This is a genomic window from Vibrio sp. 704, from assembly GCF_033339295.1.
In genome coordinates, this window is the sequence record NZ_JAWOUH010000009.1 from 1 (window position 1) to 21102 (window position 21102).

General features: G+C 45.2%; 22 protein-coding genes. 13 read left to right on the forward strand and 9 right to left on the reverse strand.

Annotation, left to right across the window (positions count from 1 at the left end; all coding sequences use genetic code 11):
* Window positions 1-75: 75 nt before the first annotated feature.
* On the reverse strand, window positions 76-375 hold the full coding sequence (locus R7R24_RS13640; RefSeq protein ID WP_005375307.1) for a YfcZ/YiiS family protein: 300 nt from the start codon (window positions 373-375) through the stop codon (window positions 76-78).
* 607 nt (window positions 376-982) lie between these two features.
* Between R7R24_RS13640 and R7R24_RS13645 the strand changes: the two genes are divergently transcribed.
* Window positions 983-1444 (forward strand): TetR/AcrR family transcriptional regulator, encoded by a 462-nt coding sequence (locus tag R7R24_RS13645; RefSeq protein WP_005385033.1) that lies wholly within the window; start codon window positions 983-985, stop codon window positions 1442-1444.
* Between the two features lie 112 nt (window positions 1445-1556).
* Here R7R24_RS13645 and R7R24_RS13650 read toward each other — a convergent pair whose 3' ends face one another.
* The 6 genes from R7R24_RS13650 to R7R24_RS13675 are packed head-to-tail and all read right to left on the reverse strand — an operon-like array spanning window position 1557 to window position 6135.
* Window positions 1557-2339: a heme ABC transporter ATP-binding protein gene (locus R7R24_RS13650; protein ID WP_005385036.1), complete on the reverse strand. Its 783-nt coding sequence runs from the start codon at window positions 2337-2339 to the stop codon at window positions 1557-1559.
* Entirely contained in the window at window positions 2339-3376 is a 1038-nt protein-coding gene (locus tag R7R24_RS13655) for a FecCD family ABC transporter permease (protein ID WP_054578656.1), read from the reverse strand. Before R7R24_RS13655 ends, R7R24_RS13650 begins: the two co-directional genes overlap by 1 nt.
* A gap of 9 nt (window positions 3377-3385) precedes the next feature.
* Window positions 3386-4255: a heme/hemin ABC transporter substrate-binding protein gene (locus tag R7R24_RS13660; protein ID WP_005375320.1), complete on the reverse strand. Its 870-nt coding sequence runs from the start codon at window positions 4253-4255 to the stop codon at window positions 3386-3388.
* A gap of 28 nt (window positions 4256-4283) precedes the next feature.
* Window positions 4284-4697: an ExbD/TolR family protein gene (locus R7R24_RS13665; RefSeq protein WP_005375322.1), complete on the reverse strand. Its 414-nt coding sequence runs from the start codon at window positions 4695-4697 to the stop codon at window positions 4284-4286.
* Window positions 4694-5392, reverse strand: a complete 699-nt coding sequence (locus R7R24_RS13670; protein ID WP_005385044.1) for a MotA/TolQ/ExbB proton channel family protein — start codon at window positions 5390-5392, stop codon at window positions 4694-4696. The genes R7R24_RS13665 and R7R24_RS13670 overlap by 4 nt, the downstream gene beginning before the upstream one ends.
* A complete protein-coding gene (locus R7R24_RS13675) occupies window positions 5392-6135 on the reverse strand; it encodes an energy transducer TonB (RefSeq protein WP_025998667.1) in 744 nt (247 codons plus the stop codon). Before R7R24_RS13675 ends, R7R24_RS13670 begins: the two co-directional genes overlap by 1 nt.
* Window positions 6136-6295: 160 nt before the next feature.
* Between R7R24_RS13675 and hutW the strand changes: the two genes are divergently transcribed.
* From hutW to R7R24_RS13695, 4 genes are all read left to right on the forward strand, one after another.
* Entirely contained in the window at window positions 6296-7666 is a 1371-nt protein-coding gene (hutW, locus tag R7R24_RS13680; protein ID WP_033906779.1) for a heme anaerobic degradation radical SAM methyltransferase ChuW/HutW, read from the forward strand.
* A 32-nt stretch (window positions 7667-7698) separates the two neighbouring features.
* Entirely contained in the window at window positions 7699-8202 is a 504-nt protein-coding gene (hutX, locus tag R7R24_RS13685; RefSeq protein ID WP_005385051.1) for a heme utilization cystosolic carrier protein HutX, read from the forward strand.
* 56 nt (window positions 8203-8258) lie between these two features.
* Complete coding sequence (gene hutZ / locus R7R24_RS13690; RefSeq protein ID WP_005375331.1) at window positions 8259-8789, forward strand: heme utilization protein HutZ; 531 nt, start codon at window positions 8259-8261, stop codon at window positions 8787-8789.
* Between the two features lie 97 nt (window positions 8790-8886).
* The gene (locus R7R24_RS13695) at window positions 8887-9423 is read left to right on the forward strand and encodes an ATP:cob(I)alamin adenosyltransferase (RefSeq protein ID WP_033906781.1); all 537 of its coding nucleotides are present in this window, start codon (window positions 8887-8889) and stop codon (window positions 9421-9423) included.
* A gap of 80 nt (window positions 9424-9503) precedes the next feature.
* Here the strand turns inward: R7R24_RS13695 and R7R24_RS13700 are convergent, their stop codons facing one another.
* Window positions 9504-10418: a chemotaxis protein gene (locus R7R24_RS13700; protein WP_033906782.1), complete on the reverse strand. Its 915-nt coding sequence runs from the start codon at window positions 10416-10418 to the stop codon at window positions 9504-9506.
* A 215-nt stretch (window positions 10419-10633) separates the two neighbouring features.
* Between R7R24_RS13700 and ppiC the strand changes: the two genes are divergently transcribed.
* The 6 genes from ppiC to R7R24_RS13730 all read left to right on the forward strand — a co-directional run bounded on the left by ppiC (window position 10634) and on the right by R7R24_RS13730 (window position 17689).
* On the forward strand, window positions 10634-10975 hold the full coding sequence (gene ppiC, locus R7R24_RS13705) for a peptidylprolyl isomerase PpiC (protein ID WP_080276970.1): 342 nt from the start codon (window positions 10634-10636) through the stop codon (window positions 10973-10975).
* 343 nt (window positions 10976-11318) lie between these two features.
* Window positions 11319-12623 carry an MATE family efflux transporter gene (locus tag R7R24_RS13710; protein ID WP_054578659.1) on the forward strand — a complete coding sequence of 435 codons (1305 nt, stop codon included), beginning with the start codon at window positions 11319-11321 and terminating at the stop codon, window positions 12621-12623.
* A 172-nt stretch (window positions 12624-12795) separates the two neighbouring features.
* Window positions 12796-13557 carry an ATP-binding cassette domain-containing protein gene (locus tag R7R24_RS13715; RefSeq protein ID WP_081008274.1) on the forward strand — a complete coding sequence of 254 codons (762 nt, stop codon included), beginning with the start codon at window positions 12796-12798 and terminating at the stop codon, window positions 13555-13557.
* 20 nt (window positions 13558-13577) lie between these two features.
* On the forward strand, window positions 13578-14426 hold the full coding sequence (locus R7R24_RS13720; RefSeq protein ID WP_054577077.1) for an ABC transporter ATP-binding protein: 849 nt from the start codon (window positions 13578-13580) through the stop codon (window positions 14424-14426).
* On the forward strand, window positions 14416-15930 hold the full coding sequence (locus R7R24_RS13725) for an ABC transporter substrate-binding protein (RefSeq protein ID WP_054578660.1): 1515 nt from the start codon (window positions 14416-14418) through the stop codon (window positions 15928-15930). Before R7R24_RS13720 ends, R7R24_RS13725 begins: the two co-directional genes overlap by 11 nt.
* A 4-nt stretch (window positions 15931-15934) precedes the next feature.
* Window positions 15935-17689: an ABC transporter permease subunit gene (locus R7R24_RS13730; RefSeq protein WP_081008273.1), complete on the forward strand. Its 1755-nt coding sequence runs from the start codon at window positions 15935-15937 to the stop codon at window positions 17687-17689.
* A 178-nt stretch (window positions 17690-17867) separates the two neighbouring features.
* Here R7R24_RS13730 and R7R24_RS13735 read toward each other — a convergent pair whose 3' ends face one another.
* On the reverse strand, window positions 17868-18626 hold the full coding sequence (locus tag R7R24_RS13735) for a DeoR/GlpR family DNA-binding transcription regulator (RefSeq protein WP_005375354.1): 759 nt from the start codon (window positions 18624-18626) through the stop codon (window positions 17868-17870).
* Between the two features lie 217 nt (window positions 18627-18843).
* Here R7R24_RS13735 and ltnD point away from each other — a divergent pair, with 217 nt between their 5' ends.
* A complete protein-coding gene (ltnD, locus tag R7R24_RS13740; protein WP_258470899.1) occupies window positions 18844-19809 on the forward strand; it encodes an L-threonate dehydrogenase in 966 nt (321 codons plus the stop codon).
* A gap of 25 nt (window positions 19810-19834) precedes the next feature.
* Entirely contained in the window at window positions 19835-21091 is a 1257-nt protein-coding gene (gene otnK, locus R7R24_RS13745) for a 3-oxo-tetronate kinase (RefSeq protein ID WP_054578717.1), read from the forward strand.
* Window positions 21092-21102: the final 11 nt, after the last annotated feature.

The window sequence follows — 21102 nt, forward strand, 5'->3', positions numbered from 1 at the left end:
TTGGCGCTGGACTAAACAAAGGCCCCCTTTTAGGGGGCTCACACAAAGCCACCTTCTTTAGAAGGTGGTAATTTACTAACGCGCGAGTGAGCGAGTTTTTAATTCAAAGATAAGTTTTTCAGCACTTACTTCAAATTTGAATCGAGCCGTCGCTTGGTTCGATTCTTCGGTTATTTCTGAAACATTGTATTCAACATCAGCACATACTGATTTAGCGAGCTCGATGTATTTTTGTAGTTCAGACTCTAGCTCTGTTTTTGTCTGTGCGAAAACCGTTACGTCGGCAACTTCGTCACCTTCTTTGATGATAAAGCCTATCTCGCCAGCACAGCCGCAGGCCTCACATACTTGGTTTTTTTCTAATTCGACACTCATAACGAATCCTCTTGTAAATACTAAGGGTATTCTATCAGGTATTTGATCTGTATCTACAAAAATGACGACTTTTGCGTAAAAAAGGAACAGAATAGGCACTTGTTAAGTAAGGGTTAAAGATTGGATTACTAAATCATCAAGAACGTTAATGTGATATATATCAACATTTAAAATCAATTAACGAACATAGTGACGAGATTTTGCTCAGTCCAGTTGAACTAATGGTTAATTTATAAGACTATTTCTTGATTGATTATTTTTAATAATTATCATTCTTGGTCTTTGAATAGTTTCGATGAATAATTGGCGCAAGGTTTTGATGAGACTAACTTTTCGCCTTATTTTGAGTAGCATGTATTGACAAAAACATAACTGAAAATTACACATTACGCAGTGTAAAGACGTTATGGTTTGGAACTCGACATGATATTAAATAGTCGCAATACATATACCCAAAGCGCTTTCAAGTGCAGCGCTTAGCAACCTGATTTCTAGGTTTTCGCTAATCGAACCGCATCGGCGAGCCGGGTATAATGCTAAGAATGATTTCATTCTGGCCTCATTTAATAGTGAGTTAGATGGATTTACAAAGAGAAGAGCTTAAAATATGCCAAAGCGTAGTAAAGAAGATACCGAAATCACTATCCAAAAGATCATGGATGCCGTTATTGATCAGCTACTCAGATTAGGTTACGACAAAATGTCGTACACGACGCTAAGCCAGCAGACAGGTATATCGCGTACCGGTATTAGCCATCACTTCCCTAAGAAAACGGACTTCACCGCCGCACTGGATGGCCGTATCTTTAAAATGTTTATTGAACACTTAGAGTTTGATAAAGGATTAAATGCATTTTCACAAAGTTGGATTAAAGCGCTGGAAGATGCTGAGTTTCTCGCGATTTTACGACTGCTATTCCATCACATTGTCACCGCTGAAAATGCGCAAGAATTTGCTGCTAATGGTATTGACCGCTTATACAAAATGGTTGAAAGCCAGTTTGGTGCGGGTGGTGACAAAGAGCTTGAGTGGTTGATTGGTCGATCATTGATCCAAATGAGCAAGTAATAGCCTTTAAAGAACCAAATTCTGCCACTATCAAAGCAAAGGCCCGCAATTCTCATATTGCGGGCCTTTGTCGTATCAAAGTGTTTTAGAGACGGCTTAGAGGAGATACGCTTTATGCTGCGGCATGCACTTGAGGGAAGTCTAGCGTCGGATGTTTTGTCACAATAGATCGATAGCCATAAACTTGCTCAATGCGCTCTGACGTTAGTGCATTCCATGGCGTGTCATCACAAACTAGTTTCCCGTTATGCAAGAGTACAAGGCGGTCTGCGTACTGAGAGGCTAGATTCAAGTCATGTAACACCACAACCACCGCTGCGTTTTGTGCTTTTGCCGTTTCACGAGCAATCTTTAACGTGTTGTGTTGGTGGGCGAGATCCAACGCTGAGGTAGGTTCATCAAGCATTAAGATTCGTTTTTCGCCAGATTGATGTAGTTGTGTCATCACTCGTGCTAGATGCAGTCGTTGCTTTTCTCCACCAGATAAAGACGGGTACAGGCTTTCTGCTAAATGCAATACGTCGGTTTGTTCCATGTAATGTAAAGCCAGTTTAGTGGTTTCTTTATTGGACAGTGATAGCGGTATTGCCCCCAGCTCTACTACTTCTCTGGCTAGAAATGGGAAGGTTAAGGTGCTGTGCTGCGGGAGCATTGCAATATGTTTGGCGCTTTTTTCAGGCTCCCAATCATGCTTTTGTTTACCGAAGTAGGTGATGTGATGATTCGAAGAGATCTCACCGCATAGAAGCTTGAGCAAAGTACTTTTACCTGCGCCATTGGGGCCGAGTAGGGCGGTCACTTCACCAGCTCGGATATCAATGTTGATGTCATCGAGCACCACACGGTTGCCATACGTCATCGAAATGTTTTTCCCCGATAAAACGATCTGGTTCATTACAAAATCTTCCCTTTTTGCTGGAACAATAAGTAGATGAAAAAGGGCGCGCCAATCAATGCGGTCACGATTCCAACTGGTAATTCAGCTGGTGCCACGGCAACACGAGCAAACATATCTGCGGCAGTAAGAAGCAGTGCTCCCATTAAGGCAGATATTGGTAATAGCGTTCGATGGTCAGGCCCAGCGAGCATGCGCCCTAAGTGAGGAATCACGAGCCCAATAAAGCCAATTGCACCACTGATGCTCACCGTAATACCAACACCCAGTGCAGAAAGTAAAATAAGCTGACGTTTGAGTTTTTGAACCGGAACTCCTAAGTGTCTTGCTTCTGATTCCCCTAACAACAGAGCATTCAGCGCCATCGACTTCTTCTGAAACCAGAGCAATAGGATGACGAGTGTTACAGCAGATAGAGCAATCCCTGACCAATTTGCACCAGCTAATGAGCCCATCGACCAAAGCGTCAAGTCTCGCAGCATCTGATCATCTGCGATAAAGTTCATGTAGCCAATCGCAGCACCCGAGAGCGCGCTGATGGCAACGCCGGCTAACAACATAATTGTAACTGAGGTACCAAACTTACTTGTGCCGAGTTTATAAACGAGAATAGTCGTTAGTGCACCGCCAATGAAAGCAAAAAGAGGCAGAGCCGCTAAGTTCATTAGTTGCGGATAGTTTTGGCTAAATTCAGCAAATACAACAATAGCGAATGCACCACCAAGAGCAGCGCCAGCAGACACACCAATGATACCAGGCTCGGCTAATGGGTTACGGAACAAGCCCTGCATAACCACACCACAAATTGCTAAAATGGCGCCGATGAACATACACAAAATGGTGCGAGGCAATCGGATTTCGTTAATGACCAACTGAATGTGAGGAGCGAGATCAGAACTGCCTCCCGTTAGGCTACGCAAACTGTCAGCAAAGCTAATGTTCATTGGGCCAACGGTAATAGAGGCGATAGCAATAAATGCTAAAAATCCACTAAGCACTGATAACGTCGTTGAAAGGGGGATGCGTCTTAACAACATGTCATGTCTCTATGGGTAAAGCAGTGCATTCAAGCGTTTAGCTTCTGCAAGGCTTTTAAGGCCCAAACCACCTACCAGAGCATGGCCATCAATCGTTATGATGTCTTTGTTCTTTCCAGCGGGTGTTGCAGCAAGAAGCGGCATTGCTTTTAAAATTGCATCGGCACCACCCAACGTTTCATAGCTGCGACCACTAACAAGAATCACGTCAGGCTGCATCTCTACCATCGCTTCTGTGGATAGAGGCTTGTAAGACGAGAGTTGTGTAGCGGCTGGGTTTTGTCCGCCGGCGAGTTGAATAATTGCATCGGGTGTCGTTTGTGAGCCCGCAACATTTGCAGGTCGCCCTTCATGGATCAGCAGAAAGAGCACTTTCTTTTTCTTCGCTTGATCAGGTTGGTTTGCATTGAGTGCTTGTACTTGCGCCTGGACATCTTGCTTTAAGCTTTCAGCTTGAGCTTTGCGATCCATAAGGTTCGCAATTTGATCAATACGTTGATAAAGGCCCTCGACATTTGCATCAGTATTAACGATTTCTACATCTACGCCAGCCGATTTCAATTGGCTCAATGTTGTTTTCGGCCCCATCTCATCAGAACCAATGACTTTTGTCGGACGTAAGGCGAGCAACCCCTCCGCTGAAAGACGACGATGGTAGCCCACTTTAGGCAGTTCCATTCCTTTTGGTAATTGACTGGTGACGTCGATAGCAACCAAGCTATCTTTAGCGTCGAGTTCAAGCAAGAGTTCAGTGACGGCGCTGCCTGCGCTAACAACGCGCTCTGAGGATGGCGTTTCATTGGCAAAAAGTTGACTACTCGCAAGTAGGGAAATAGCTGCCGTGACAACAGCATGAATAGTGATGCGTGTGTTCTTCATTTTGAAAGGATCTCTATCTTACTTATTTTTATGATGGCTCTTCAGTGAGTAACTGAGTTGCTTGAATTCCGTTTTCTTGTAAAAAGCCGAGAAGTTGTACTAGCGACTGAATATTCGCGGTTTTTTCTGCTCCAATTACAATCGGTTTATCGCTTGACTTACTCTCTTCTAACAGCGCGAGGGTAAAGTTGTCCCAATCGATATATGTCTTGCCGTTAATAGCCCAGTAAGGCTCGTCTTTAAGAATATTTACCGTGATGGATTGCTTATCGACATCTGCAACAGCCTGAGATTCTGTGCTCGGTAAATTGACGTCTAATGAATCGAGTTTGACCGCTGCGGTTAACATCAGGAAAACCATGACGATAAAAATAATGTCTAACAGCGGTGTTAAATCGGGGGTTAAACCGTTACGACTATTTTCTTGTGGTGTTTTAATCATTGAGTTGCAGCCTCAATCTTCTCAGAAGAGCGCAGTGTTACTTTTGAGTGGTCTGGCGAGACATGCTGTAACGAGATACCTTCAAGCCATAAGTTGACGTAGTTTAAAGTGTGCTCAAGCTTGGCGATTACACGATCCGCCCACAAACCAATGATCTGCGCTCCTGAAATGGCAGGAAGTGCGATAATGAGACCCGCGGCAGTGGTGCGCATAGCAAGACCTAGGCCGTCAGCCAAATCATTCGGAGTGATATTCCCCGTTGAAACCGCGATGCCTTTAAACATGTCAATTAAGCCAAGTACCGTACCAAGCAAGCCAATTAAAGGACTGATGACACCAATCAGCGTCAGCAAACGAAGGCCGGAATGCAGCTGATGGCGTTTTTCTTGCAGCCAAATACCTGCGGCATCTTCTCTTAAAGATTTCGAGAAAGAATGATGAGCAAGCAACATCGCAACACCACGGTACAGAAGCGGCCGCTTATTCGACAACTCTTCAGCAAGTGCTTCAAGCTCGCTCCCATTTGTTGGGTCTAATCCTGTGAGCTTTTGGCGAATGGCTCGCTTTCCTACACCAAGGCTAATTAACACATGGAATAATCGCTCGGCGATGATCATCACGGTTAGAGCTGAGCAAATGATCAAAGGCCATGTCATCAGCCCAAATTGAGTTTGTAATTCTTGTAGTTGTTCCATTATCCATCCAACTTAAAACGAACAGGTACTTGTACTCGGTGAGCGACTTTTAGCCCACCTGAAATATGTGGTGTAAATTGCCACTGTTTGATCGCACGAAGTGCTGAGGCATCTAGCGACTCTGTGCCGGAAGACTCAATCAAAACCTGTTTAATCTGGTTACCATTCTCATCTAGCCATATCTCATACAAGGCTACACCTTCAATACCGCGTCTTTGTGCAGACCTTGGGTAACGGGGTTGTGTTGGTTGACTCACAAACGTTGGTTTGTCGACCAAGACAGGCTGAGATGTTGCCCCTTTGGATTGGCTCGCAGGTGCGGATTGTTGAGCTACCGTCTCTTTCTTCACCGGTTCCGTTTTTTTCTTTGGTTTCGCTTCGGGCTGAACCTTTTGCTTTGTTACGGTTTTGGTGGGCTCGACCGCTTTAGGTTTAGATTGTTTAACCGGTTCAGGTTTTTTCTCTACTACCTTCTTCTTAACAGCGTCTTTCTTGACGACCTGTTTTTTTACAATCTTCTTTTCTGGTTCAGGTTGGTCTTGAGGCTGCTCTTTTGGTGGCGCTACATTTTCTGGTGTAGATTTTTCGACAGCGGGAGGAGCAGACACAAGATTTAGACTTACCGAACTTGCTGGGTTTCCAGCCGGCATCGCGAACACCTTTGTCTCTTGAGAAACAAAAAGAAGTGCGGCATGGATGGCAAGGGAAGCACCTCCTGCAATGACATATCTTTGTACGTTCACGGAATATCTCGGGAAACTATGAAAACTTGGGCAGATTATTACTTACAATGGAAATAAGATCAATTATCAATTGCATTATCATTACGCTCAAATTATGATTCTTGCAGAATTTTTAAGATCAGCTTCCATCCCTTACATGATGGGAGTTAAGCGAGTATATATGAGCGTCGATATCGATAAGCTTGATGAATCAGTGTTGGGCAGTGATAGTCCTGATCCATTGCGATTTGCTTTTGTTAAGAAGCATTCTGCACATGCCGGGGGAGCGAGCGTACCTGTGCCCTCGTCTCAACAACAGGCGATTTTTTCGAGTATTACGGCTAACTCAGTTAAAGCGACCAATAAACGCTGTCTTTATATTCATGTTCCGTTTTGTCGCGTTCGTTGCACTTTTTGTAACTTCTTTCAAAATGCTGCAAGTCGCACACTGGTTGATGAGTACTTTGAAGCATTAATGCAGGAGCTTAGAGAGAAAGCGGCATTACCTTGGACACAAAATGGTATTTTTCACGCCGTATATATCGGGGGCGGAACGCCAACGGATTTATCTCCAGTACAGGTTCGTGTGTTAGGCCAGGCTATCCGAGACCACTTTCCTTTGGCTGCAGACTGCGAAATCACCTTAGAAGGTCGCATCAATCGTTTTTCTGATGAGTTGTATCAAGGCGCTTTAGAGGGTGGGTTTAATCGTTTCTCTTTTGGTGTGCAAAGTTTTAATACACAAGTGCGCCGCAGCGCAAAACGTTTAGATGATAGGGAAGATGTCCTCAAACGAGTGAGCGAGATCGCCAAAGAAGACAAAATTCCGGTCATTATCGATTTACTCTATGGCTTACCTTATCAAACCAAAGAAGTATTAGAGCAAGATTTAAATGATTTCCTCTCGACTGGCGCACACGGACTAGATTTGTATCAGTTAGTGGTTGGCGGGTCAGCTCCCATGCTCAACCTCGTAGAAAAGGGAAAAATCCCGCCACCTGCGACCACACCAGAAAAAGCGGGAATGTATGAGCTCGGTGTGAACTTTATGGCCAAACACCATATGAAGCAACTGAGTGTGAACCATTGGGCAATCGATAACCGCGAGCGTAGTTTATACAATAGTTTAGCCAAGACTTATGCAGAGGTATTGCCAATTGGCTGTGGTGCTGGAGGTAATATCGGTGGCTACGGGATGATGCAACACCGCACACTAGAGACCTATATTAAAGCGGTCAAAGAAGGTCAAAGCACCATCGCGATGATGATGAAGCAAAGCCCTCTAGAACCACTTTTTTCTGCACTCAAATCTGCGTTTGACCGTGGCATTGTTCAAGCAAATCAACTTCCATCATTTATGGGAGAGGACGCGTTCGGGTTTTTATTGCCTCTATTTAAAGTGTGGCAAGCGAAAGGCTTAGTACAACTACATGAACGTAGCGCAGTCCTTACTCTTGCAGGCAGCTTCTGGGCAGTGTCATTGGCTCAAAGTTGTATTCAGGTACTCACGTCGGAGATGAACGAAACCGTACCGAAAGCATCCAATAATTAATGAAAACAAATTGAACAAAAACGGAAGACACAATGGAATCAATCAAGCAACAAGTTGAAGTATTACTAGAGCAAGAACCACAATTATTGCCAGCTGCGATGGCAGAGCGTCTTGGCATTTCCGAGTTTGAGGTTGTTGCGGCTCTACCTCAGGAAATGGTGGCTATTGCACCAGGAGAGCAAGCGCAAAGCATCCTAGAAAGTTTGGTTGGTTTTGGCCCGGTGACGACCATCGTCCACTCTTTTGGTTCTATCTTTGAAGTTAAAGCGCCGTTTCCAAAAGGAAAAGTGGCGCGTGGCTATTACAATTTAATGGGTAGAGAAGGTGAACTGCACGGCCACCTTAAATTAGATAACGTTAAAAATGTCGCATTAGTCAGTAAACCGTTTATGGGTAGAGAGAGTCACTATTTTGGTTTTTTCTCGGAGTGCGGAAGCAATATTTTCAAGGTTTATTTAGGCCGTAACGAAAAGCGCGAGTTGATTGAAGAGCAAGTAACCGCATTTCGCGCCCTACAAGCCGAATTAAAAAAGTAATCACAAACATAATCGAGGCTTAACTCGAATACTAATTAGTAAAGTCAGGTATCAATATGGATCAACAAGTTAAACAAGAGCGTTTGCAAGGTCGTTTAGGGCCAGAGATCAAAGAGTTTCGTCAGGAGCGCCGTACACTTCAGCTTGCAACTGTCGATGCAGAAGGTCGCCCGAATGTAAGCTACGCGCCTTATGTTCAAAACCAGGAAGGTTATTTCGTTCTCATTTCTAAAATCGCTCGTCATGCCCGTAACCTTTTAGAAAATCCAAATGTTTCATTGATGATGATCGAAGATGAAGAGTCTTCAAAGCAGCTGTTTGCTCGTAAGCGCTTAACTTTTGATGCGGTAGCAAATGTAGTTGAGCGAGACACAGAGATGTGGCAACAAGTTGTTGGACAAATGAAAGAGCGTTTTGGTGAGATTATTGATGGTCTAAGCCAGCTAGAGGATTTCGTTTTGTTCAACTTAAAGCCAGAATCGGGGCTATTTGTTAAAGGTTTTGGTCAGGCGTATCAAGTGTCTGGTGATGATTTAGTCGATTTTGTTCACCTTCAAGAAGGTCACAAGAAAGTCGAAAGTGCCTGATTGTAAACCGATCATATGAATGTCGATTATTTGGCATAATGAACGTTTAAAGGGAGTTAGGTTATACTGACTCCCTTTTTTATATTGGAACAAAAGCATGAAACCTGTAAGCAAGGAATTGAGCGAGATTTGCTATCCGTTTATTTACGAGGACAGTCCGGTTTGTGACTTTGAAATTACAGCAGATGAACTTTGTAGTCGTATTGGCCTTGTTCTCGCTATGGAGTTGGACGAGTTTAGCCGTGATATACTGACAAGAATGCAGCCTAATGTTTATCATCTAAATGGTTCGGTTCGCGGAAAATTAGCGATTACAGAGACGGAAGTTGAAGAGTTAAAGGCCGATTATGCTTTGCTCAAGCAACGCATTGATGGTGGCTTCAAAGGCTTTGTTCTACCCGGAGGACACCCGGCAGCCAGTCAATTGCATTTGTGCCGTTGCCAAGCTAAAAAAACGGTACGAGCATTAGTTGCCGTTGAACATACAGGTAAGAAGCAGCCCGCACCTATTTTGTTTCGTTACGCGAACTTATTAGCGAATGTACTTTACAGCCTAGCTTCTTATATTAATCATACTCATCAAGTCAAAGAGACGGAATTCGTTTCTCGTAGTTACGCGATGCCAAAGAAGTGAGCTGAGAAATTAGCGGATGTGAGCATCAGGGATAGGACAAGCACTGCATTATATTCTCAAATCAACTCGTCCAATAAGAGTTAAGAAGTCATAGCTTTGGCTTCTAGCTCTTTTGCTCCGCGAAGCATCGCTTCGATTAGTTCTCCTGCATTGAATTTCTCAAGTGCCTCATGCGCGCCAACTTGGTGAGCTCTGTCTACACAGATTTCGCTCGATAACGATGTATGTAAAATGCGGTATGAATGGTTCAGAGAGGAATTATTCTGAACTTCAAATGCTAATTCATAACCGTCTAATCCGGGCATTTCAATATCGCTGACCAGAATATCAATTGGGCGATGAGCCGCAGCGTCACTTTTCATCAGTTCCAATGCATCTAAACCATTTTTACAGATTTGATACCCAATATTGATGCTATCGAGTGCGTCACACAGCTGTTTACGAGCGATGGAAGAGTCATCCACCAATAGAATACTGAGTGCTTTTAGGCGTTCTCGCTCAATATCTGTCAGCATTGGGATCTTTGAATTCTCGTACTGCGGATAAATTTTGGAAAGTAGCAGTTCCACATCCAGCATTTGAACAGTTTTATCCTCGTAGCGAGTAATTCCAGTCACGAAAATATTTTTTCCAGCGCTCGGAGGTGGCGTTTCAATAGCTTTCCAATCGCACTCAATGATCTTCTCTATACTACGAACCATAAAAGCTACCACGGTTCGCAAGCAATCTGTCACGATCAAGTAGCAGCTTTTATATTCTTCTTCACTTATAGGACGAAAGCCAACAGCCGCTGACATATCGATCACTGGTACTGTTAAGTTACGTATCGTAACGGTTCCAATGACGTGATGATGCGAGTAAGGGATCTTTGTCGTTGGCATGTACGGGACGATTTCACGGACTTTTAGCGTACCGATAGCGAAACTCTGTTGCAGGGTGAGCTTAAACATCAACATGCCCTGAGATTGATTCGCTTTGCTAATGACTTTTGCCATGAAAATAACCTTATAAACACCACCGAATTGTGTCTAATCTAATCTTATCAGACGAAGGCTTCAACCATCGGAGAGACAAATGTGAGCTTTTTAGACAATCTTTTAGAGACATAGTGATTAACTGAGCAAAACTTGTTTGTATTTTAAACTCATTATGTAGACGATTTTATATTCCTCGTGTATTAGGGCCTTTACCGCTGAGCTATTATTAAGAAATGTTTGGTCTGTTAAAAAGGATTGGGTACACTTGCGCGACCAGAATAGTGAGAGATAGATCAATGGCAAATACAGCAGCCGCATTACATATTCTTGTGAAGCACAAAGAGCAAGCGGAAGACATAATCAAGCAACTGAAAAAAGGCGCAAAGTTTCAGACATTAGCGAAGAAGTATTCAACTTGCCCGTCAGGCAAACGCGGTGGTGACCTTGGTGAATTCCGCCGTGGTCAAATGGTACCTCAGTTCGACAAAGTGTGCTTTTCTGGCGAAGTGTTAACGCCGCATTTAGTTAAAACCAAGTTCGGTTGGCATGTTGTGAAGGTGCTTTACAGAACATAAGGCTTGGTATCTACCTAAACATTGTCAGATGAAACCCACAAGCATTGAATATCATCTGTACGGTCTCTTTTCACCAATCACTACCGTCATGACATGGCAGATACATTCTGATCTGCCATGCTCAACCAAACGCTAATCTTTCCAAACTAGAAACTCATTTATATGCAGTTAACTTGGCTTTTCTCATAAGTCGTTATCCTATTTCAAGCTTTGGTATGAGAATACGTTTGCTGGTTGTATCAATTATCAATGCTATTCCTTGCTGGCGAACTTTGGTTCATGTTCGGGCGCCATTCGCATATGATAGCGACCTTATAAAAATTAATCCTGTTCATAATTTAAGATGTCCCTGACTCATAAAGACTATTTTAAAATCGCATTTCCTTTCATCGTTTCTACTGTTACCCAACCATTATTGGGGGCGGTGGACACCGCGGTGATCGGTAAACTCGGTGTGGCTGAGATGATTGGTGGTGTAGCGATAGGCACCGTCATCATGAATACCTTGTATTGGCTGTTTGGCTTTTTCCGCGTCAGTACTACTGGGCAAAGTGCAATCGCATTAGGTAAAAATAGCCCGGAAGATCAAGCGAGCAGCTTATTCCGTCCTTTCGTGCTTTCGCTCTGCCTTGGCTTGATTTTCATTGCGTTGCAGTCCGTGATTTGGATGGGGGCAGAGCTGATTATCTCCCCTGATGCAGTCGTGGCAGAAAACGCTAAGACTTACTTCGATATCATGATCTTTGGTGCGCCGTTTGTACTGCTGAACTACACCGTGATTGGTTGGTTGATGGGGCAAGCGAAAGCTAAAGCAACCTTGTTCACGCAAGTGTTTGGTAACGTTCTGAACATCGTGCTGGATATCGTCTTTGTGTTGTACTTTGATATGGGCATTGCTGGTGTTGCGGTGGCGACACTTATCGCGCAAATCTCGACGTTTGTTATTGGTGCGGTGCTGGTGTTGAAAACCTGTCGCTTCCCGCTGTTTGATCACATTCAGACCGCAAAAATGACGCGTAAAGATCTCAAAGTCATTGCGTCTTCCAATATGGATCTGCTGCTTCGTACTGTGTGTCTATTGGTGTTCTTCAACATGATGGCGCGTGTAGGCTCTCAGCTTGGTTCTGATGTGCTTGCTGCGAACGCAATCTTGATGCAAGTGACCTTTATCGTCAGCTACATGTTCGACGGTGTGGCGAATGCGTCGAGCGTCTTTGCCGGTAAAGCGGTAGGGCAGAAGAATCCGACATTGCTTGATAACGTGATTAAGCTAAACACGCAATGGACCGCGGCGTTTGTTGTTGTCTTGACCTTGCTGTTAGTGCTGTTCAAACACCAAGTGGTGATGTTGTTTACCACCTTGCCAAACCTTGTTGAACTGTATCTAGACATGAGCCCTTGGTTATTGGCATTCCCGTTGGTTGCTGGTTTTGGTCTTACGTTTTACGGCATCTTTACCGGTACAGGGACGACGCGACCAGTGCGTAACTCTACCTTTCTAACCATGGTGTTGTTCTTAGTGACTCAATTTATTGCGGTGCAATATTGGGGCAACCACGGTTTATGGCTGGCATTCACTCTGTTCTACGTTGGGCGCTTTGTCTTCTTGTTCCCATACCTCGAACAAGTCAAACAAAAGTGTCAGTAATTCACACTGTCACAAACGACCTAATTTAGATGTTCTTATAACAAGGGTGGAGCCATCTGCCCTTGTTGATAAATCTGAAAAAGGTGATGAAATAACCCCTCCGACTGGTTTCCTTGCTTTAACCCGCATGATATTATTTGTGATGTTATATTATTACATTTAGTTTGATGCCGTGATTTCTCAACCAGTACTCTCCGTTAATAATCTCAGCCTTACAGACTCAGAACGCACACTCTTCAAAGACATTTCTTTTGAGCTGTTTCAAGGTGAAGCTCTTGCCATTATGGGACCTTCCGGCATTGGTAAATCCATGTTGTCGAAAGCCGTCGCAGGTTTTTTGCCGTCAGATATTTGGGTAGACGGAAGTATCCAGCTTAACAGCAGTGAAGTCGCACAAACTGCCATGCTGCAACGGAGTCAATCACAGCGTCCCGCGGTCATTTTCCAAGATGCACTTAAAGCGCTGAATCCATTGGCGTCTGTCGAACAACAACTGTGTTTGGCATTGACGGGCAACAAAACACGCTTGTCTTCAGCAAACCGAGAAACGGTGACGACCTTGTTGTCTCAACTCGGATTTGCGGATCCAAAAGCAGCATTAGCGCAGCATCCAAGTCAGCTATCTGGTGGTCAACGTCAGCGTATTTGTATTGCCATTGCATTGCTTGGTAGTGCCAACTTGATCATCGCTGATGAGCCCACCAGTGCGCTCGATCCAATCACCGAAGCGGAGATCCTTGAGTTGTTCCGCTGCAGTGTTCAGCAACGCAGCATCAGTGGTTTGTTGATCACGCACGATCTGTCTGCGGCTTTGGCGTGTGACAAAGTCTTGGTGATTGCGGACAACACCATGGTGGCTTATGGCGCACCGTGGCAAGCCATTCAGCAAAGTTCGCATCCTTTCTGCCAACAACTTGCGCAACTGCTGCCTTAACCTCATCTCTGGAGCCTATTTTGACTAAGCACAACTTGAGCGGGCACACACAGCCTAAATCGGCGGAAGTTCGCTTTGAGCAAGCCAGTGTTCACTATTACTCCAAACCAAGTTGGTTAGGGGGCAAACCGTTCAAAGCGCTCGAACAATTGGATCTTGCCATCGACACAAAGAACATTGCGATTGTTGGTCCTTCTGGTGCGGGTAAATCGACTTTGATTGAGCTTCTGTTTGGTCTTCGTAAACCCACATCTGGTGAAGTGTATGTGTGTGGTTATCCGTTATCGCGTAGCTCGGCTAAGCAGCGACAAGAGTTGTGTCAGCACATTCAGCTGATCCCACAAGAGCCGCAATCGAGCTTGAATCCGTACTACACCGTTCGCCAGATCTTACTGGAGCCGCTAAGCAATATTGGTTTAACGCAAGAGCTTAACGAGAAGGTGGAAAAGGTTTTGGCGGATGTCGGTTTAGATCTCACATTGTTAGATCGTAACCCGCAGCAATTATCAGTTGGGCAAGCCCAACGTGTGGCTATCGCTAGAGCTTTGATTGTCGAGCCTTGTGTGTTGGTTGCCGATGAGCCAACCAGCAGCCTAGACCCCGTCAGTCGTAAACAGGTTCTTGACCTGTTGGCAGGCATTCAAAAGAGTCGTCAGATGCGCCTGATTTTGGTGACGCATGACCTCGATGCGGCACAAACCCTATGCGATGAAATCCTAGTGTTAGACAAAGGACGTGTTGTCGAGCACGGCACAGCACAGAACGTGACAAATAACCCATCACACTTGATCACGAGAGCCTTGATGAGCGCTCAACACAAAAGTAATGAATTCACAAAAACCATTGGAGAGGTTTCTTATGCACCTTAGTACTCCCAAGTTAGCTTTGTCGCTGGCTTTAAGCGCACTGCTGACGGGTTGTTTTGACTCTGGCGAAAGCAAGCCAGAAGCGGAAAAAGCAGCTGCACCGCAAGCAGCGGAAATTCGCGTTGCGATGATGCAACCACCACGCACAGGTTTGTCACCACTTTCAGATGACGCGTTCAAACTGTCACGTTGGAGCACAGCAGAAACGCTAGTGAACTTAAACGATCAGTCGGTAGCAGAGCCTATGCTGGCAACAGAGTGGGAACAAGTTGATCCGATGACGTGGCAATTTACGGTACGTAAGGGCGTGGAATTCCACGATGGTTCTGACCTTGATGCCAACGCGGTTGTGAACTCTCTACAAAAAGCATTAGATGCCGCACCAAAGCCACGCATTTTGGATGGTATCGAATGGCAAGTTCGCGCATTGGACGACTTCACTGTTGAAATCAAAACGACCTTTAACGATCCATTGTTGCCAAGCCGTCTATCTAGCCCACAGTTAGCGATCCTTTCTGGTGCTGCATATCAAGAAAACGGTCGTGTTGTGCCAATCAATGCGGGTACGGGTCCATTCGTTCTGACAGAAATTAACGGTACAACCAGCGCGAAACTGAAGCGTTTTGACGGTTACTGGGGCGAAAAAGCAAAAGTAGACAGTATCTTTGCTGAATACGTACCAAACGGTTTTGCTCGTGCTGCGGCACTACGTACCGGTGAGGCGGATGTAGTTGAAGCGGTTCCTGTTTCGCAAATCGCGATGATGGAATCTTCACAGCTGCACGAAGTTGCAATGCCACGTACCAACACGCTTTACCTAAACAACAAATCAGATGTGTTTAGCCAGTTCGGTTTGCGTAAAGCAGCGGCTCAAGCGGTTAACCGTGAGCAAATCATCAAAACGGTTTACGAGAACCACGCCGATTCAGCGAAAGGTCTGTTAGGTCCAGCATTGGCATGGGCTCAACCAATTCGTGATGCGAACCCTCGTATGGAAACCATGGAAATGCGCCACGCGAACGGTGAGAAGATCACCATCGGTACATTTACCGACCGTGCTGAGTTGCCAGAAGTAGCGGTGCTGCTAAAGCAACAACTTGAAGCGGCTGGCTTTGTGGTTGAGCTAGACGTTCGTGAATACGCACAAATCGAAAACGATGCACTAGCAGGTAAGTTCGATGCGTTCTTGTTGTCACGTGCAACGGTGCTGGATTCTGGTGACCCAGTGGCGTACATGCAAAGTGACTTTAGCTGTAAAGGTTCTTACAACCTAGGTCAGTTCTGCTCTGAAGAAGTGGACGCAGCATTGAAACACGCTGACCGTCAACCATTGGGTGAGAAACGCCAACAAGCGATCATCGAAGCAGAAAGCAAAATCCTTGAGCAATACGCTGTGATTCCACTGCTTCACGAGCGTGTAATCCAAGGTGAGAGTGACCGCGTGAAGAACGCACAACGTGACCCACGTGAGCGTCGCCTGATCGACCAGTTTACTGAGGTGAACTAACTCGATGTCGTCTGTTGCCAACATGCGCTCTCGTTGGAGCGCTTGTATGCCTGAATGGTTTACGCGTTTTTTGTCGCGCTTCCTGTCACTCGGGGTAGTGGTTGTGCTGGTGGGTTTGATGCCGGATATTGCCGGTATCGACCCAAGCCAATCAATCCTCCGTGCCCGTGCGGGTGCTCAACAATTGCTGACGGCAGAAGCTCTGCAAGCCATTCGAGAAGATCTTCAACTTGACCGCAGCGCTGCTGAGCGACTGTGGGATTGGTTGACGCTTGCCATGCAAGGTGACTTAGGTGTCTCTTGGGTGAGCGGGGCGTCCGTCATGGAGAGCGTTCAACAAACCGCAAAAACGTCACTATTACTGATGCTTACAGCGTTAGGTATAGCATTTGTAATGTGCATGGCGAGCGTGCTTTACACCGTGCGTCGTTGGCAACAGAATCGTTTAGACAAGCATCACGACACGCTCAGTTCGGTGTTGGTCTCATTGCCGGAATACGTGATTGCTTCATTGCTGATCATGGTATTTTCCATTTGGTTGGGTTGGTTCCCACCTTATGGTTGGCAAGGCGTGCAAAACCTCTGGCTACCAAGTTTGGCAATGGCATTGCCTGCTGCTGGTTTGTTCGGGCGCTTGCTCAATGACAGCCTCAAGCGAGTATTAGATGAGCCTTGGGTGATCACTTGGCTATCGGCAAACGTCAGTAAGTTTCAGATCTTACGCTTTGCCTTGTGGCGTGCCGTTAGTAACTTGATTCCTCAAATCGCAATGACGGTGATTGGTTTAACCGGCGGCGCGGTTGCTGTGGAACAAGTGTTTTCCATTCCGGGCATCGGACGACTAATCTTAGGTGCAGCGAAGTCACAAGATCTGCCGATGCTGCAAGGTGGCTTGTTGGTGTTACTGGTGTTCTCGATGTTGATCAGCAGTGCGAGTATTTTATTGCAACGCTGGTTACTCGGACACAGTGTCACAAGTGGCAAGTTGATCAGCAGTCACAGTACGTTCCGTTTTACCCAAAGCACTACCAAACGCATCGTCAGTGCCACAATCTTTGCCTTGCTGATTGGTTGTGCGGGATGGGCGTTAATGCGCGATCCTTACACCATCCAATTTACTCGCCTTGAATCGCCAAGCTTAGCAGCCCCGTTTGGTGCCGATGCGGTCGGGCGAGATCTGCTTGCTCGTGTTGGCGGGGGTATGATGTCGACAATCAAAATGGGCATCATCGCGACGTTCCTAAGTTTGGTGATTGGTTTGCTGCTCGGCTTTGTGACTCGTTATAGCCAAGGCTTAATTGAGATCACCAAAGGTGTGCCATACATTGTGGCGGGTCTGCTGATCGCTGGTCTAACGGGAATGAACCCAAACAGTGCCTTGATTGCGATTGTTATGGTGTCATGGGCACCATTAGCGGCGCACTGTGCGAGCTTGTTGATGGAAGCCAAAGCGCAGCCTTATACGCATCTTGCGCCCATTTGGGGAACCAATCAGTGGCGAGTACTCCGCTACTACTTGTTGCCTTATGTGCTGCCGCCATTGATTCGTCACGCGTTTCTGCGTTTGCCGTACATTACGCTCAGTCTGACGTCTCTGAGTTTTATCGGACTTGGCGTTAAGCCGCCAGAACCTGAGTGGGGCTTATTGATTGCAGAGAATCTGCCTTATATCGAGCGCTCGCCATTAGGTGTCTTACTACCAATCTCAGGCTTGGTTTTGATGGCAATTGCGGTGAATTTGATTTTTGATGACAAGTGACGAGCAGCGATAAAGCGAAGTGAGCTTCCATATCCCAGATGTAATCAGTAATTTGGTAATTTAGAAAACAAAAGGATGTGTTTTCTGCCAGAAAGTACACAGCACGGTCTACGTATATTGGAAGCACCTATAAATTAACGAGTATAAAAGTTACGCGAACTCAGATGTTTAGGTAGTATTACTCTTTATACACACGTAATCCTTTATCCGTTAATTCTTGAGTGACCACTTCGGATAGGTTTCGATCGGTAATAATTCCGTCCAATTGCTCGATGTCTAATGCATGAAAGCTCGCTATCTGACCGTATTTAGTTGAGTCTGAGATCAGATAATTGGTTTGTGCCGCCTTGATGATTGCTTTTTTAACGAGAACTTTATTTTCATTAGGTGTTGATAAGCCTTTCAAGCTCCAAGATGAAGTCGAAATAAAGGCGATATCAATATTTAGCCCATTCAAGAACTCTGCGACTTTTCCACCAATGGTGGATTGGTTCTCGCGGTCAATTTTTCCCCCAGTGTGGTAAAGCTCACATTCACTGTGCGTCATAAGAAAAGCAGCAATAGAGAAGTCATTGGTGATCACTAAAAGATCATTACGATTTGCTATTTGATGGGCGATTTCTAGAGAGGTTGTTCCCGCATCCAAGTAAATCGTAGCGTCTTGACCAATTAACGTAGCCGCCAGCTTACCAATTTGAATTTTTTCATCCGCTTGTTGCTCGACCTTCGCATCATGGGAAAGTTCGGAATGTAGAGCTTGAGCGAGTTGCACTCCACCAGAAACAGAAACGACTTTACCTGAGGATTCAAGCTTCACGATATCACGACGAATGGTCATATGTGATACGCCAAGGTGGTCGGTTAAATCTGAAATGCTTAACACTTCTTGATGTGATAACAGGGATAATATGGTTCTTTGACGTTCTGCTGGGATCATAGTTTCACTTCTATATTCTTGTTTTTCAGTATCCTATCAATCTTTTCATTTGTTGTGAATATCTGTGAATTATGTTCTCAACGTTGTAAGAACAGCCTTCGCTTGTGTTAACTGCTCGGAATATCTCTGCCCATAAAGAGGTATATATCACGATATTGTTAATTTGTGTGAAAAAATGTGATTCAAAGCGAGGTCTTAGTATTAATCTTCACATATAATCACATCAGCCAAACAAGAATTAACAAAGTTTAATAGACCAGAAGGCATTGTTTTTATGAGTGAAGTTCAATCTGTAGGTGTTATCGGTTTAGGCTCTATGGGAATGGGCGCCGCAAAGTCATGTGTGCGTGCAGGCCTAGATGTCTATGGTTTCGATTTAAATTCTCAAGCGCTTGAAGAGTTAGGTTCATTCGGTGCAAAAGCTGTTTCTACAAATGCAGTTGAGTTTGCAGATAAGCTTGATTCGGTTCTAGTTCTTGTTGTGAACGCAGCTCAAGTTAACACGGTCTTGTTCAAAACCGGTCTTGCTACAGCGCTTAAGCCGAATACGCCAGTAATGGTTTCAGCAACCATCTCAGCAGAAGACGCAAAACAAATTGAAGCGAAATTGGCAGAACACAATCTTGTGATGCTTGATGCACCGGTATCTGGTGGTGCTGCAAAAGCAGAATTAGGTGAGATGACTATTATGGCGTCGGGAGCGCAAAGCACATTTGATGCACTTGAACCAGTACTCAACGCAACGGCAGCTAAAGTCTACAACATCGGTGAAGCGATTGGCCTAGGCGCAACTGTGAAGATTATCCACCAATTGCTAGCAGGTGTTCATATCGCAGCTGGTGCTGAAGCAATGGCATTAGCGGCACGTGCAAACATTCCTCTTGACCTGATGTACGACGTGGTGACGAATGCAGCGGGTAACTCTTGGATGTTTGAGAACCGCATGAAGCATGTAGTTGATGGTGATTACTCCCCTAAATCTATGGTCGACATCTTTGTGAAAGATTTAAACCTCGTATCGGACACAGCAAAAGATCTCAAATTTCCACTTCCTCTATCAAGCACAGCACTAAACATGTTTTTGAGTGCAAGCAATGCTGGTTTTGGCCAGGAGGACGACAGTGCCGTTATCAAGATTTTTGATGGTATTGAGCTTCCAGGTGTAGAAAACAAACAGAAATAAGCGCACGTAAAACGGAGAAAAAATGATGTTATTAGGCGTTATCGCAGACGACTTTACTGGCGCAACAGACATCGCAGGTTTTCTTGTAGAAAACGGCATGCGCACAGTTCAGCTTAACGGTATTCCAAAAGAAGAGATTGATGTAAACGCAGATGCGGTCGTGATCAGTCTTAAATCTCGCTCTTGTCCTGTAGATGAGGCAATCGAAGATTCAGTAGCGGCGCTTAAGTGGCTGCAAGCAAATGGCTGTCAGCAGTTTTACTTCAAGTACTGCTCAACGTTTGACAGCACAGCAGAAGGTAACATTGGTCCTGTAACGGATGCACTGCTTGCAGAGCTAGGTGAAGCGTTCACCATTGTATGCCCATCATTACCAGTGAATGGTCGCACAGTTTACAACGGCCATCTATTTGTATTCCAAGACTTGCTAAGCGACTCAGGTATGCGTAATCACCCTGTGACACCAATGACTGATTCAAGCCTAGTTCGTATGATGGATGCTCAATCTCAAGGCAAATCTGGCCTGGTGAACTTCCAAATAATTGAACAAGGTCCAAAAGCGGTAATTGAGCGCTTTGAAGAGCTAAAAGTACAAGGCAACCGCTATGCAGTGGTTGATGCATTCAATGCAGAGCATCTTGTCACACTTGGTCAAGCGGCGAAGTCTCTAAAACTGGTAACTGGTGGCTCTGGTTTGGCTGCGGGTATTGCTAAGAACTGGATAGAGAACCTTGAAGATCAAAGTGATGCGAAGCAAGAGGGGAACCCTAAAAAGGCACCAACCGTTGTGTTATCTGGATCTTGTTCTGTCATGACCAACCAACAGGTCGCTGTTTACAAAGAAAAAGCGCCACACTTTGCTATTGATGTGAAGGCGTGTCTGACGGAAGAAGACTACTCAAATCAAGTGTTTGATTGGGTCATGACCAACATCGAAAGCGAGTTCGCACCACTGGTTTACGCAACCGCAGATGCAGCGGCGTTAAAAGCGATTCAACAAGAGTTTGGCGCGCATGCTTCAAGTCACGCGGTTGAACAGTTCTTTAGCCAACTTGCAGTTAAACTTCAGCAGCACGGTGTGAAAAATTTTATCGTTGCGGGTGGGGAAACCTCAGGGGTTGTAACCCAAAGCCTAGACGTAAAAGGTTTTCATATCGGTCCTCAAATCGCACCAGGTGTACCTTGGGTGAAGTCACTTGAAGGCGAGCTTTCTTTGGCTCTGAAATCGGGCAACTTCGGCGATGAACACTTCTTTGCCAAAGCACAGTCGTTTTTTGAATAGGTGAGGTTGTG

Bases quoted from the DNA above. Each gene is read 5' to 3' on its own strand.
- R7R24_RS13640 (WP_005375307.1), bottom strand. From the start codon at position 375: ATGAGTGTCGAATTAGAAAAAAACCAAGTATGTGAGGCCTGCGGCTGT.
- R7R24_RS13645 (WP_005385033.1), top strand. From the start codon at position 983: ATGCCAAAGCGTAGTAAAGAAGATACCGAAATCACTATCCAAAAGATC.
- R7R24_RS13650 (WP_005385036.1), bottom strand. From the start codon at position 2,339: ATGAACCAGATCGTTTTATCGGGGAAAAACATTTCGATGACGTATGGC.
- R7R24_RS13655 (WP_054578656.1), bottom strand. From the start codon at position 3,376: ATGTTGTTAAGACGCATCCCCCTTTCAACGACGTTATCAGTGCTTAGT.
- R7R24_RS13660 (WP_005375320.1), bottom strand. From the start codon at position 4,255: ATGAAGAACACACGCATCACTATTCATGCTGTTGTCACGGCAGCTATT.
- R7R24_RS13665 (WP_005375322.1), bottom strand. From the start codon at position 4,697: ATGATTAAAACACCACAAGAAAATAGTCGTAACGGTTTAACCCCCGAT.
- R7R24_RS13670 (WP_005385044.1), bottom strand. From the start codon at position 5,392: ATGGAACAACTACAAGAATTACAAACTCAATTTGGGCTGATGACATGG.
- hutW (WP_033906779.1), top strand. From the start codon at position 6,296: ATGAGCGTCGATATCGATAAGCTTGATGAATCAGTGTTGGGCAGTGAT.
- hutX (WP_005385051.1), top strand. From the start codon at position 7,699: ATGGAATCAATCAAGCAACAAGTTGAAGTATTACTAGAGCAAGAACCA.
- hutZ (WP_005375331.1), top strand. From the start codon at position 8,259: ATGGATCAACAAGTTAAACAAGAGCGTTTGCAAGGTCGTTTAGGGCCA.
- R7R24_RS13695 (WP_033906781.1), top strand. From the start codon at position 8,887: ATGAAACCTGTAAGCAAGGAATTGAGCGAGATTTGCTATCCGTTTATT.
- R7R24_RS13700 (WP_033906782.1), bottom strand. From the start codon at position 10,418: ATGGCAAAAGTCATTAGCAAAGCGAATCAATCTCAGGGCATGTTGATG.
- ppiC (WP_080276970.1), top strand. From the start codon at position 10,634: ATGTTTGGTCTGTTAAAAAGGATTGGGTACACTTGCGCGACCAGAATA.
- R7R24_RS13710 (WP_054578659.1), top strand. From the start codon at position 11,319: ATGTCCCTGACTCATAAAGACTATTTTAAAATCGCATTTCCTTTCATC.
- R7R24_RS13725 (WP_054578660.1), top strand. From the start codon at position 14,416: ATGCACCTTAGTACTCCCAAGTTAGCTTTGTCGCTGGCTTTAAGCGCA.
- R7R24_RS13730 (WP_081008273.1), top strand. From the start codon at position 15,935: ATGTCGTCTGTTGCCAACATGCGCTCTCGTTGGAGCGCTTGTATGCCT.
- R7R24_RS13735 (WP_005375354.1), bottom strand. From the start codon at position 18,626: ATGATCCCAGCAGAACGTCAAAGAACCATATTATCCCTGTTATCACAT.
- otnK (WP_054578717.1), top strand. From the start codon at position 19,835: ATGTTATTAGGCGTTATCGCAGACGACTTTACTGGCGCAACAGACATC.